Source organism: Thermomonas sp. (assembly GCF_041919455.1).
In the GTDB taxonomy this organism is placed as follows: domain Bacteria; phylum Pseudomonadota; class Gammaproteobacteria; order Xanthomonadales; family Xanthomonadaceae; genus Thermomonas.
On record NZ_JAYRTQ010000026.1, the window covers coordinates 1 to 12,711 of the forward strand.

11 protein-coding genes are annotated in these 12,711 nt (G+C 67.3%); 1 reads left to right on the plus strand and 10 read right to left on the minus strand.

The genetic code is table 11. The features are described 5' to 3' along the window. Positions 1 to 260: 260 nt before the first annotated feature. Positions 261 to 1,853 (minus strand): flavin monoamine oxidase family protein, encoded by a 1,593-nt coding sequence (locus ACE3T8_RS13490; protein ID WP_374609772.1) that lies wholly within the window; start codon positions 1,851 to 1,853, stop codon positions 261 to 263. A 180-nt stretch (positions 1,854 to 2,033) separates the two neighbouring features. Here ACE3T8_RS13490 and ACE3T8_RS13495 point away from each other — a divergent pair, with 180 nt between their 5' ends. Continuing rightward, positions 2,034 to 4,016 carry a tetratricopeptide repeat protein gene (locus tag ACE3T8_RS13495; protein ID WP_374609774.1) on the plus strand — a complete coding sequence of 661 codons (1,983 nt, stop codon included), beginning with the start codon at positions 2,034 to 2,036 and terminating at the stop codon, positions 4,014 to 4,016. Positions 4,017 to 4,158: 142 nt separating this feature from the next. Here ACE3T8_RS13495 and ACE3T8_RS13500 read toward each other — a convergent pair whose 3' ends face one another. The 9 genes from ACE3T8_RS13500 to ACE3T8_RS13540 all read right to left on the minus strand — a co-directional run bounded on the left by ACE3T8_RS13500 (position 4,159) and on the right by ACE3T8_RS13540 (position 12,634). Further along, on the minus strand, positions 4,159 to 5,778 hold the full coding sequence (locus ACE3T8_RS13500) for a phytoene desaturase family protein (RefSeq protein WP_374609776.1): 1,620 nt from the start codon (positions 5,776 to 5,778) through the stop codon (positions 4,159 to 4,161). A gap of 46 nt (positions 5,779 to 5,824) precedes the next feature. Further along, complete coding sequence (locus ACE3T8_RS13505; RefSeq protein ID WP_374609777.1) at positions 5,825 to 6,751, minus strand: hypothetical protein; 927 nt, start codon at positions 6,749 to 6,751, stop codon at positions 5,825 to 5,827. 95 nt (positions 6,752 to 6,846) lie between these two features. Beyond that, on the minus strand, positions 6,847 to 7,515 hold the full coding sequence (locus ACE3T8_RS13510; RefSeq protein ID WP_374609779.1) for a 2-C-methyl-D-erythritol 4-phosphate cytidylyltransferase: 669 nt from the start codon (positions 7,513 to 7,515) through the stop codon (positions 6,847 to 6,849). 12 nt (positions 7,516 to 7,527) lie between these two features. Beyond that, positions 7,528 to 7,824, minus strand: coding sequence for a hypothetical protein (locus ACE3T8_RS13515; protein WP_374609781.1), 297 nt, complete (start codon positions 7,822 to 7,824; stop codon positions 7,528 to 7,530). Positions 7,825 to 7,854: 30 nt separating this feature from the next. Beyond that, on the minus strand, positions 7,855 to 8,664 hold the full coding sequence (locus ACE3T8_RS13520) for a RuBisCO large subunit C-terminal-like domain-containing protein (RefSeq protein ID WP_374609783.1): 810 nt from the start codon (positions 8,662 to 8,664) through the stop codon (positions 7,855 to 7,857). 92 nt (positions 8,665 to 8,756) lie between these two features. After that, on the minus strand, positions 8,757 to 9,026 hold the full coding sequence (locus tag ACE3T8_RS13525) for a 2-C-methyl-D-erythritol 4-phosphate cytidylyltransferase (protein ID WP_374609785.1): 270 nt from the start codon (positions 9,024 to 9,026) through the stop codon (positions 8,757 to 8,759). Positions 9,027 to 9,125: 99 nt separating this feature from the next. Further along, positions 9,126 to 9,425, minus strand: coding sequence for a 2-C-methyl-D-erythritol 4-phosphate cytidylyltransferase (locus ACE3T8_RS13530; RefSeq protein ID WP_374609786.1), 300 nt, complete (start codon positions 9,423 to 9,425; stop codon positions 9,126 to 9,128). Continuing rightward, the gene (locus tag ACE3T8_RS13535) at positions 9,422 to 10,717 is read right to left on the minus strand and encodes a LicD family protein (RefSeq protein WP_374609788.1); all 1,296 of its coding nucleotides are present in this window, start codon (positions 10,715 to 10,717) and stop codon (positions 9,422 to 9,424) included. Before ACE3T8_RS13535 ends, ACE3T8_RS13530 begins: the two co-directional genes overlap by 4 nt. A 63-nt stretch (positions 10,718 to 10,780) precedes the next feature. Continuing rightward, positions 10,781 to 12,634: a tetratricopeptide repeat protein gene (locus ACE3T8_RS13540; protein WP_374609790.1), complete on the minus strand. Its 1,854-nt coding sequence runs from the start codon at positions 12,632 to 12,634 to the stop codon at positions 10,781 to 10,783. Positions 12,635 to 12,711: the final 77 nt, after the last annotated feature.

Sequence of the window (12,711 nt, forward strand, 5' to 3'; positions counted from 1 at the left end):
TAGGCAAGCTTTACTATCTGACATGGGAACGGTGGCTTCGGTTTAGACGTTTGGTCGCACAAACATCTTCACCCGAATCCGCCGTTCCTTTTTTTGTGGGCGCTCCCCGGACTTCCGTGATGAACCATAAAAAAGCCCGCTTAGACCGAAGTCTCAGCGGGCCCTGCTCCCTCCCCCACGTCGGGACGCGGGGCGACTGTGAAGGATTCGTTAGGTGGTTTGCACGCTGCACTGCAAAATTGCACCGCGCGGTGCAGCAATCACGCCGCGCGCGCGATCCCGCGTTGCGCCAGCACGGCCTGCGCCGCCAGCTCGCCGGATTCGCAGCCGCCTTCCATGAAGCCCTGCGCCTCGACCGAGCAATGTTCGCCGGCGAAGTGCAGGCCGCCCACCGACTCGCCCATCACGCCGCCCAGGCCCGCCCAGTCGCCCGGCCGGAAGCAGGCATAGCTGCCCAGCACCCACGGATTGGACGGCCAGTGCATGCGGGCCTCGCGGGCATTGCCACGCGCGGCGGAGATGCCGGGGAACACCCGTTCGAGGTCGCGCACCGCGGCCTCGGCCTGCTGCTTCGGCGTGCCCTGTCCCAGCTCGATGCCGTGCCGGCCGCCGGTGAAATTGGTCAGCGCGCCCGCGATGCCCGCCTGCTTGCGCGAGGTGTCCCACGTGGTCTGGTAGGCCAGGTCGCTCATCGACGCGCCATTCGCGCCGTGTTCGCGCCAGGTGCGCCGCTCGAAGCCGATCATCAGCTTGGCATTGGTGCCGTAGGTGAGTTGCGCGATGGCGTGCTTCTTCAGCGCCGGCAGTTCGACGTCGACCTGCACCTTGCGCAGCAGGGTGAACGGCAACGCCAGGATCACCTGTCGCGCACGCACCTCGCGGGTGGCCGCGCCCTTGCGGAAGACCAGCACGTAACCGCCGGCATCGCCACGGATGGCCTCCAGGACGTGGCCGGTCTCGATCGCATCGGTCATCTTCGCCGCGAGCGTGCGCGGGATCAGGTCGTTGCCACCACGCACATGGAAACGCTCATCGCTTTCGCCGAAGATCCTGAAGGCATCCTTGTCCTCGGTGCCGACGAAGGTGAGGAAATTCAGCGCGGACTGCTGCTCGATCTCCAGGCCCATCTCGGTGGTGTAGGCCACGTCCAGCAACTTTCGCAGCCAGCCGCTCACGCCGTTGCGGTCGAACCACTGGGTGATGCTCATCGCATCCAGCGCGCGGAATGCCGGATTGGTGTCCTGATGGTCGTAACTGCCGTCGCCGGCGGACGCGAGATCGCGTTCGATCGCCGCTGCAATCGGCACGAAGGCGCGGACGAGTTCCGCTTCGCCGATCGCGCGGCCATCGAAGAACCAGGTCTCGTGGTCGCTGTCGCCGTCGAGCAAATCGTCCAGCGCGATGCCGAGTTCGCCAGCCAGTGCACGGATGCGGGCATGTCCGGTGTCGATCAGTTCGCCGCCGAGTTCGATCACCTGCCCGTCCGCGCCATTCGGGAATAAAGACGGGTCGCGCAGCGAGAGCATGCGGCCGCCAATGCGTTCCTGCGCTTCGAACACGCGCGCCCGCACACCCTGCTGGCGCAAGCGCCAGGCAGCGGTCAGTCCGGCGATGCCGGCGCCGACGATGACCACTTCGTCATCCGTCCCCGCGCGCATCGGATTCGATACCGAGCTGCAACCCGCGAGCAGGGCGCTGGCGCCTGCGCCCTGCAACAGGCGGCGCCGGCGTCGATCAAAGCGCTGCGCCTGCACGATGTCGTGGAATTCGTCCAGCGGCATGCGCACGTGGCGCGATGCGCGGGCGATGGCGGCGGCACGTTGCAGCAGGCGGAAAAGCGGTGTGCGTCCCATGGCGTGGTTCCCGTGTCCCTTTCACCGGGAATACGCGACGCGGACGCGCGACGGGACACCCGCCTGTCCGGCACGAGGTACGGCCCGCGTTTGCCCCGGGAATGACCCCCGATCCGCTACCTGCCACCTCCGCGCTGGATCGGCATCGTCCTTTTGATCGCGCTGTCACTGTTGGCCGGTTTGCGTTCCGCCGCGGGTACACGCCTCGACAGCTTCACCGTGGACGAGCCATGGCATGTCGTCGCGGGCACTGCCTATGTGCGTGGCGAGGGTTTCCACCTCAATCCGGAACATCCGCCGCTGGTGAAATTGTGGGTCGGCGCATGGATGCCGGACACGTTCACGCTGCCGCCGATGCCCGACTTGCACGAGAAGTCGCAGGAGCGCGATTGGGTAGAAACCACGATGTTCTTCGGCAACGACGCAAGCGCCGCGCAGACCCGCGCTCGGCTCGCCTTGTGGACGTTGCACGGGTTGATGCTGGTGGTGCTGGGCCTGCTGCTGTGGCGTGCGTTCGGGCTGGCATGGGCCTCCGGCGCGTTGCTGTTCCTCGCGCTGGAACCCACGGTGGGCGCGCATCTGCCGGTGGTGATGACCGACCTCCCACTCGCCCTGTCGCTGGCCATCGCCGCGTTGTGCGCCGGGCTGCTGGCCACGACCTGGCGCTGGCCATGGGCCATCGGTTGCGGTCTGGCGATGGGCGTGGCGCTGGCATCCAAGCATTCGGCGCTGGCGGGGTTGGGCGGGCTCGGCATCGGCATGGTCATCGCGGCGTTGTGCGGGTGGCGGCAAGGCATCAGTGAGGTCGCGCGACGGGTGGCGCAAATGGCGGTGGCGGCGTTGTTGTCGCTGCTGTTGCTGTGGTCGATGTATGGCCTGCACTTCCATGCCGGCGCCGATGGTCGCGATGCCTTCAACCGCCCGCTCGCGGAGAAGATCGACGAACTGAAACTTCCGCACTGGCGCAATGCGATCGCCTTCGCCGATGAACACCGGCTGCTGCCGCGCGCCTATCTGTGGGGCCTGGCCGACACCGTCCGCACCGGCGTGGAAGGCCGCGGCATCGGCATGCACCAGGTCTGGGGCAAGACGTACTACGGCAACCCGCCGTGGTTCAGCTGGCCAGCGATCCTCGCCTCCAAAGTGCCGCTCGCATTGATCGCGCTGTTGCTTGCCGCGTTGCCGCTCATCGTGAGCACGCGTCTGCCGCCCAGTGCGCGCTGGAGCCTGGCGGCGGTGGTCGCGGCCTGCGGCTTCCATCTGGTCGCGTTGATGGGATCGGAAGGCATCTGGGGCGGCGTGCGCCACGCACTGCCGGTGCTGGTCGGGTTGGCGGTGATTGCCGGCGGTGCGCTCGGCATCGCGATGCAACGGCATTCGCGTCCCTTGCTGGTCGGCGTGGCCGCGCTGTACCTGATCGCGGCGGGCATGACCCTGCGCGAGCCGCGGCTGTGGGAATACCACAACGAATTGGCCGGCGGCAGCGCGGATGCCTATCGCTATTTTGGCAACGAAGGCCTCGACCTGGGCCAGCGCTTCCACGAAATCCGCGCGTTCCATGATCGGGTGATCGCGCCCTCCGGCGAGCCGATGTACAACGAGTACTGGATGGGCGAAGAGCAGGTACGCGCGGCGAAACTGAATTTCCACCGACGGGTGGAGTCGCTGGACGACACCAATGTCGCCGGGCACTACAAGGGCTGGTTCATCTACACGATGACCGACACGTTGCCGTGGCCGCAGTGGGACTGGGATCCCGCCGTCGTCTTCAAGGACATGAAGCTGGTCGCGCGCTTCGGCTACGTCGGCATCTGGCACGGCGAGATGACCCGCCCGCAGACGCGCGCCGGCAGCATGTTCTCGAAGGTCAGCGACTACATCTACAAGGAAAACGGCAACGACTGGAAGCTGGTGTCGGATCGGCTGGAAGAAGTCGTCGCGCAGTTGCCGGCCAAGGTCGATGCAGGCGTCGAATTGGGCAACGCATACCTGAGGCAAGGCCGGCGCGAGGAAGCGATTGCCGCCTATCGCGGGCTATTGACGCAGACCAAGGTGCCGGTCGAACCGTCCATCGCCGCACAGTTGAAGGCGCAGATCGCCGCGATCGAGGCCGCGCCGAAGGAGGCGACGGTCGAACCGATGCGGAATCCGTGGCTGGAGTGAGGCCAGCTTCGTGACCGGCACATTAGATGTTGAGTGCAGTCATCCCCGGAGGCAGGGATCCAGTGACTTCAGATTGAAAGCAAAGACACTAGATTCCTGCCTTCGCAGGAATGACGAGCAAGAACCGCCTTGTCCAGGACTACTAATCCGGCCGCGGCCCCTTGCGAAGATCCTTCAGGATTTCGCGCGCCGCGTTGCGGCCCGGCAGGCCGGTCACGCCACCACCGGGATGGGTGCCGGAACCGCACAGATAGAGGTGCTTGAACGCGCCACGGTAGTTGCCCTGGCCGAGCAAGGGACGCGCGCTGAACATCTGGTCCAGGCCCAGCGCGCCGTGGAAGATGTCGCCGCCGACCAGGCCGATGCGGCGCTCCAGGTCGAGTGGACTCAAGGCCTCGTAGCCGATCACGCTGCGCGAGAAATTCGGCGCGTAGTCGTTGACGGTGTCGATCATCAGCTTGGCGACGGTGTCGCGATGCGCATCCCAGCCGCCGTCCACGTCGGGATTCACCTGCTGGCAGAACAGGCTGGCGACATGCTGGCCCGCGGGCGCAAGCGTGTCGTCAAGCGTCGAGGAAATCACCACTTCGACGATCGGCTTGCGCGCCCAGCCCGCGTTGTGCGCCTTCGACTTCGCATCGAAATACGCCTGTTCGAAATACTGCAGCGACGGCCCGATCAGGATCCCGCTGCTGTGATGCGGCTGCAGGTTGGTACCGGGCATCGCGGTGAAGTCCGGCAACTCGGACAGTGCGACGTTCATGCGGAACGTGCCGGAGCCGCAGCGATAGCGGTCGATGCGCTGCGCGGTGTCATCGTCCAATTGCTTGCGCTCGACCAGCCTGGTGTAGAGCAGCTTGGGATTGAGATTGCTGACGATGGTCGGTGCGCGCAGTTCGCGGCCATCGGCCAGCACCACGCCAACGGCTTTCTCGTTTTCGATGATGAGCCTGGCCACGTCGGCATCGGTGTCGATGGCGACGCCGCGCGCTTCGCATTCCTTGCGCATGGCCTGGGTGATCGCGCCCATGCCGCCGATCGCGTGGCCCCACACGCCGGTCTTGCCGTTCACCTCGCCGAACAGGTGGTGCAGCAGGACGTAAGCGCTGCCGGGCGTGTACGGGCTGGCGAAGTTGCCGACCACCGAATCCCAGCCGAGCACCGCTTTCAGCGGCTCGCCTTCGAAGTAGTAGTCCAGCAGTTCGCCGGCGGACTTGGTGAACAGGTCGAGCAGGTCGCGGCGGCCGCGCAGGTCCAGGTGTTTCAGGCGCTTCGCGACGGCATACGAACCCAGCCAGTCGGCGAAGGCGATGCGCTCGCCGATGTTGGGCGGCGTGAGGTGGATGAGTTCCTTCAATACCGCCACCACGCGGTCGAGCATCGTGGTGTAGTCGGCCCAGCGGGCGACGTCGCCGGGCGCGAACTTCGCGATCTCGGTGTCGGTGTGACCGCCGCCGAGGCGGAAACTGCGACCGTCCGGCAACGGCAGGAAATTCGCGTAGGGCCGCTCGACCACGCGCAGGCCGTGCTGCGCCAGGCGCAGGTCGGCGATGACCTTGGGGTTGAGCAGGCTGACCGTGTAGCTGGCCACCGAATTGCGGAAGCCGGGATGGAATTCCTCGGTGACTGCCGCGCCACCCACGATGTGGCGGCGCTCCAGCACACGCACCTTCAGGCCGGTCGCCGCCAGGTAGGCCGCGCAGACCAGGCCGTTGTGGCCGCCACCGATGATCAGGACATCGGCGTTCGTTCGTGTCGTCATGAAACCCTCCAAGGCCGGCAGCATAGCCGGCCTTGGAGGCCCCTCCCTACTTCAGCCGCGCCACCAGTTCCGCATTGAAGGCCTTGCCGGCGGCGAGCATCGCGGCCTCGGCCTTGGGCCAGTCGGGGGTCATCTGGTAACCGGTGCGATCCACCCCGCCCATGCCGCCGATGAAGCGGATCACGTTCTCCGCGGTGCCCGCCTTGGAGCCGGCGATTTCGCCGAGCGTGCCGATCTCCGGCGCCACCACCAGGCCTTCCGGCCTGGTGTTCACGTTGCCCCAGCCACCGCGTTCGGCACCGATGAAATCGGCGCGCGCGTTGAACCACAGGCCAGCGCCGGCCTCGGTGCCGAGCATGCGCGAATCGGTTTCGCCCACGGTGCCGGGCGCGAATTCGTAGACGATGTTGGCGTTGAGCCCTTGCTTGCCTTTCAGGAAGCGCTGGATCGCCATGCCGTTGCTGATCGCCTTGGTGTCGACCGGTCCCTTGCCGGGCAGCGAGACCACCACGTAATCGTGCGCGTTGATCGTGTCGTCGTGCTTGAGCAGCGGCAACCCCAATTCGGCATTGGTCTCGAGACTCTTGAGCTGCGGGACGTCGTTGCCCAGTTCGGCCGCGGTCCTTGCCTGCCAGCCGGCGGCGCGCAAGCGCTCGGCCAGGTCGTCCTGCAATGCCACCAGTACCCGTTCCAGCATCGCCTGTTCGAAAGGCGCGAAGATTTCCTTGCTGGACTTGTGCTTGCGGAACACGCCGCCAGTCGCCGTGGCCTTGCTGCGCACGGCCCAACGCAGCTGCATGGCCGGGAGATAGGCGATCTGCGCTTCCTTGCCCTGGATGCGGCCCATGTACGCTTCCATCTGCTTTGCCGGCAGGTTGACGACGGGCGCGTCCTGCGCCTGTGCCGGCGCGACGGCGCATACGCCGAGGCAGGCGATCACCAGCGCGATCATCGGTGCCTTGAACGTGCGCATGGCGCAATTCCCTGTGCTGCCGGGCCAAGCGCCCGCAACGCAGTCTCGTTGCGACGGGTGCGCGCCTGAATCCCGCAGCTGCGGGGGTGTCGAACTCAGGCCAGCAGATGCCCGAGGTGTTGCGCGATCTCCCAGTCTTCGCTGGTGGTGATCTTGATGTTGTGCGCCTCGCCCGGTACCGCGTGCAAGTCGATGCCGGCAGCCAGCGCCCGTTGCACCGGCGACTCCGCGTGCCAGCCCGGCACGGCATCACGCAGCTGCAGCATCCGGTCCATGTCGGCGCGCGCATACACCTGCGGGGTCTGGAAGATGCCGACCTCGCTACCGGCATAGGCCTCGACCACGCGGCCATCGCGCAGCCGCGCGACCGGTACCGCCGGCGACAGGAAGGCACCGGCGCAGCCGCATTGCCGGGCCTTGTCGATGACCTGCCGGAACAGCGCGAGGCTGGCGAACGGCCGCGCGGCCTCGTGCACCAGCAGCCACTCGCCGCGCGCCTGCGTGGCCAGCACCGCGATGCTGTCCTGGCGGGTCGCGCCGCCGGCCATCACCCGGCACCCGGGCAACAGTGCCGCAGTGGCGTCGACTCGATCCGCCGGCACTACGACCAGGACCTCGTCGGCCACCTGCATGGCCTTGTCGGCCAGCCAGCACAGCAACGGCCGGCCGGCCAACTCCAGGAAGTCCATCGGCCCGAGACCGAGGCGCTCGCCGGCGCCGGCCGCGAGCATCAGGAACGAGAGGCCGGTGCGTGCGTCGCTCATCGCGCCTGCAGGTCAGTCGTGCCTGGACTGTGCATCGACGGCGCTGCGGAAAATTCCGGCCGCCGCACCCAAGCCGTCGGCGTGGCCATCCACCCACGAGGCCACGATCAGCATGTAGTCGTCGCTGCCGATCGCTGCGCGGAACGTCGGCAGTCCTTCGGGACTCTTGCCGCCCTGCAGGATCGGCATCGCCCGCTGGGGGCGGCGGAACGGCCAGGCATCGTCCATCCCCACGCCGTCGCTGGCGCCGTATTCGCCCGAGGTCACGATCCAGTCGGCGCCGAGGCTTTCGTACAGGCCGCTCAGCACCGGATGCGCGATGCCCCACCGGGTGCCGGGTCAGCAGGTCGCTGAAGGTGTTGTGGGCAAGGATCGGCATTTGCCGCTCGCGCGCCACATCGACAGTGTGCTGAAACCCTGCAGCACCGGGGACATCGGCACGCCATCCACGCCCAACGTCTTCACGATGTCCCAGCGCTCGGCCAGTTCGTCGGCTTCGCAGATCAGGTTGGCGAGGTAGCCCTTGCGCTCGCCACTGTGCGCTTGGGCTTCATCGCGCGCGGCAACCATCGCCTCGACATGCTGGCGGAATGCGCGATTGTCCGCGAAGACCTGCACCTCGTCGTCCTTGACCAGGTGATAGCCGGCGTTCAACACATCCCGGTTCAGCCGCACCATGGTGTCGGTCCCGACGCCCACCGCCGGACGCATCGCTCGGCACAGCAAGGGGCCATGGGGACGGTGCAATCGCTGGCGGATGCCCGCCGCCCCGAAACCCGGCCCAGGCCCGAAATCCTCCGGCAAGGCCAACGCATCCAGGCGGAAGCGGGTGAGGAACCCCAACCGTGGCAACTCGCCAACGACGACGTTGAAAAGCTGCACGGCCTTGCCTGCCACCAGAACGCGGGGAATCGCCAGCGTCACCGTCCAGGTTCGTGCCTGCTGCTGTTCCGCGTAGACATCGGTTGCCAGTTGGTAGGACTGCAGCCCTGGCGTCGCATGCTCGACCTGCGCCTCGATCGCAGTTACCCGGATGGTCCAGTCTCCCATCTGCTCGGGCGCGACGTAGGCGCGGATCATGACGGTGCCGGCGCTTTGTTCCATCGCCATCCCAAGCGCGGTGGCCTCGCCGTCATGCACCGAGGTCACGGTGTAGCGTGCGTGGATGTAGGCCGCCGGATCCAGCGCCTGCGACCACAGGAACAGGTCGGGATGCTGCGTGCGGGGCATGTTTCCGGAACTCAGCTGAGGCATCTCTCCAGCATGTCGGCCTGTTGCCAGTCTTCGGCCGTGGTGATCTTGATATTGGTTTTCTCGCCCGCCACGGCCGCGACCGGCAGGCCTGCCAGCAGCGCGAGTTGCAGGGTCGATTGCGGCTGCCAGCCGTGGTCGCGCGCGCGTTCGAGCATGTCGAGCAACTGACCGCGCGCGAACGCCTGCGGCGACTGGAACACGCCGGCTTCGTGCCGCGGCAGGGCCTCGACCGCGAAGCCATCGCGCAGGCGCGCCACCGGCACTTCGGGATCGACGAAGGCACCGGCGCAGCGGTGGCACGTGCCGCCTCGATCACGCGCTGGAGTAGCCCCACGCTGGCGAACGGACGCGCCACGTCATGCAGCAGCAACTAGTCGCCGCGCCTGTTCGGCAAGCAGGGCCACGCTGTCGTGGCGGCTGCCGCCACCGGCCAGCACCCTGCAGCGCGGCAGCAGGCGCGTCGCGACCTCCAGGCGGTCGGCAGGCACCGCCACGATCACCTCATCGGCGACCTGCAAGGCCTTGTCGGCCACCCAGCACAGCAACGGTCGGCCGGACAGGGACAGGAACCCCTTGGTGCCCTGCCCCAGGCGCAGGCCGGCGCCGGCTGCCGGGATCAGGCAGGACACGCCAGTGCGCGCATCAGCGATGCTCAAACCGGCGCCATTGGTGATTTGGGCAGGCGCGCGCGCAGGCGGCGCACTTCGGCAAGGTCCTCGCGGGCGAGGATCTGCTGGCCCAGCGCATCGGCCTTCGCCCATTGGCCGGCGCGGACGGCCTCGACCAGCCGCATCAACCCCAAGGTCACCGCGCGCGGCAGGGATTCCTGCGTTCGCGAGGGATTCGATACCTGGGTGTCGTAATGGCGCTCTGGCTTGCGCCAACCGGGACCGTAGATGCCCTCCAGGTAGCGCTCCGGCGGCGACGGCATCGGCCAGTCGCGATCCTGCCAGCGCAGCATCTCCAGCCCATAGGCGGGCATTTCGGTGCCGATGTGGTCCGGCCAGCCCATGTTGAGGCGGACCATGTCGCCGTGCGGATGCATGAACAGCAAGTCCACGCCGATGCCGGTGGGCTGGTGCGTGAAGCCCAGAATCCACTGCCGCGAGGCCACGGCCCGCGGGTCGTCCTTCGGCAGCACCGGGGTGAAGCCGCCGGCCAGCGCCTGGTACACGGCGTCGCGGTCGACGTCGAACGGCATGCCGAGATCGATGTCCTTGTCGTGCGGGAACGGGGTGCCATCGCGATAGAGGGCGAGCAGCGTGCCGCCGATGAGATGGAACGGCAGTCCGGCGTCGCGGAAGGCATCCGCTGTGGCGATCAGCGTCTGGATGACGAGGTCGCCATGGTGTTCCGAGCGATGCGCAACCGGTGACGGGGTCTGCTTCGCGGTCACCGGCACCATGCCAAGCGCCGCCAGTGCATGGCGACGGGCCACGTCATGGCGCTCGAGCAGGCGGCCGGTCTCGGCCAGCGCCAGGTGCAGCCGCCACTCGCCGGGATTGGCCTGCACGGCAGCAGCCAGGATGTCGTGCGCTTGCGCCAGCCGCCCCACCACCCGCAGCATCAACGCGTAGTTCAGCGCGGCCGGTGCCAGCCCGGGGGCGAACTGAAGGGCTTGGCTCATCGCCTGGGCACCCTCGCGATGCTGGCCTGCATGCCAGCTGGCCACGCCCAGGTTGGTCCAGGCATCGGCATGGCGCCGATCAAGCTGCAACGCACGCGTCGCATGCTGGCGCGCGGCCAGCGGATCTTCCAGCGCGATCGCCAACGCAGCCAGGTTGGACCAGCTGTCGGGATGCAGGAAGCGCGCCGACAGCGCGTCGCGATAGCCGCGTGCCGCGACGTCCCGGTTTCCGGATTCGCTGGCGCGGATCGCCTGCAGGACGCCGTGCGCGGCCAGTTCCGGGGAATTCAAGACCCGGACTTCCAGTTGCAGACTCGCCACGGCACCTCCTGTGCAAAAAGGCGACAGGTTACCGAATACCGGCCGCCGGCAGGTGCGGGCCGCCTACCGGGACGCGCGCGCCGGTGGACGCGCCGCATCCCCGCCCGCCTCGATCGGCACGTCGAAGCGGATCGCAGCCAGTTGCTCAGGCGACTTGCCCTGCTTGCGCAGAAACGGCAACCAGCGCGGGTCGTCCTTGAGATTGGCGAACATCGGATCGGCCGCGATCATCGGCAGTCCCGAATCTCGATACTCCACCGCCTTGTCCAGCCAGGCGAACGCCTTGTCCACGTTGCCGCGCCAGGCTTCGACATAGGCGATGTTGTAGGCGGCATCCTTCTCGTACTTGGCGATGGTCGCAGCGAGCTCGGCGTCGGAACGGGCGCGGTCGCCCAGCGAGTGGTAGGCCATCGCCCGGCCGAACATCCGGAACGGCTCGAAAGGCTCCGCGTCCGCTTCGGCCAGTGCCCCGCGCGCGTCGCCCTTGGCCAGCAGCGCGGTTGCCAACGTGTAACGGGTAACGATGCGGTCGGGTGATAGCTCAAGCGCCTTGCGACACTGGACGATGCTCTCGTCGACCCGGCCGGACTGGAACAGCGCCAGGCACAGCTCGGAAAACGCGTTGGCCATGAGCGGGTCGCGTTCGACCGCCTGCTGCTGGATGCGTACCGCGAGGTCGAGCCGGCCCAGGCTCTTGGCCAGGATCGAGGCCCCGCCCAGCGCGTAGGTGTTGTTGGGTTCCAGCGTCAATGCTTTCTGCAGGTAGCGCGCTGCCTCCTGCTGGTCGTCCTCGGCGGTCAGCGCGACCTGCGCAAGTTCGGCGTAGGCGTCGGCCGAGTTCGGATCGATCGCCAGGGCCTTGCGCGCCGTTTCGATTGCCTGGGGATAGCCCTGCTCGTCCGACAGCACGCCAAGGCCGGCCAGGCTGCTGTAGACCACCGACAGCATGTTCCAGGCATCAACGTAGTCCGGGTCGATGTCCAGCGCCTCGCGGGCCAGCGCCCTGGACTGTTCGTAGGATTCGGGCGTGTGGTTGCGGTAGGCCTCCAGGCTTTGCAGGTACAGGCGCAGCGCTTCCGGCTTGGTCTTGCGCACCGTCGGCACCGCGCCCAGCAACTCGATCTTCAGTTGCTCGACCACGGTTGCGGCGATTTCGTCCTGGATCGCGAAGATGTCCTGCAGCGGGCGATCGAACGTCTGAGACCACAGCTGGGTATCGGAACGACCATCGATGAGTTGCGCGGAAATGCGGATGTGGTCACCGGCCTTGCGCACCGACCCGTCCAGCACATAGCTGACGTTCAAGCTGCGCGCGATGGTCGGGATGTCCACGTCCTTGCCGGCGAACGAAAACGCCGACGCGCGCGAGGTCACCCGCAGGCCTTGCACGCGGGTGAGCAGGTTCAGCATCTGCTCGGCGATGCCTTCCGAGAAATAGCCCTGGTCGCGGGCCTGGCTCATGTCGCGGAACGCCAGCACGGCGATGGAGTGGTCGCCATAGGCAGTGAGGATGGCTTCGCTGCGCCCTTCCTGGCGCGCGGCCTGCATTTGCGTCTGGACACGCGCCGGCGACAGCAGGAATTTGTCCACGGCGAAATAGCCCAGCGCCAGCGCCAGCAGCACCATGATCCAGCGATCCAGGCGCTTGCCGATGCGTGCGTTCGCAGCCGGGTCGCGGGTTGCGTCGGCATCGCGCACCAGCCCGTCGGGCGTCCACTCGAACGCCCATGCCAGCACGATCACCGGCACGAACCCGATCGCCAGCACCAGCAACAGCGTGCGCGCGATCCAGTCGGGCGCATCCAGCATCGGCAGGACCGTATCGGCGACCTGCAGCAGCAGCCAGACCCCGGCCAGGTACAGCCCCGCGACCCGGATCACGCTGCGACGCTTGATTTCCGCGAAGAACCCACTCATGGCGCGCCCCGCATCGACCGGCGCGGCGTTGCGCCGGCCGCCATTCCAACCCTCTCCCTGCTGCCGACCATGCGGTT

Bases quoted from the DNA above. Each gene is read 5' to 3' on its own strand.
- ACE3T8_RS13500 (WP_374609776.1), bottom strand. From the start codon at position 5,778: ATGACGACACGAACGAACGCCGATGTCCTGATCATCGGTGGCGGCCAC.
- ACE3T8_RS13505 (WP_374609777.1), bottom strand. From the start codon at position 6,751: ATGCGCACGTTCAAGGCACCGATGATCGCGCTGGTGATCGCCTGCCTC.
- ACE3T8_RS13490 (WP_374609772.1), bottom strand. From the start codon at position 1,853: ATGGGACGCACACCGCTTTTCCGCCTGCTGCAACGTGCCGCCGCCATC.
- ACE3T8_RS13540 (WP_374609790.1), bottom strand. From the start codon at position 12,634: ATGAGTGGGTTCTTCGCGGAAATCAAGCGTCGCAGCGTGATCCGGGTC.
- ACE3T8_RS13510 (WP_374609779.1), bottom strand. From the start codon at position 7,515: ATGAGCGACGCACGCACCGGCCTCTCGTTCCTGATGCTCGCGGCCGGC.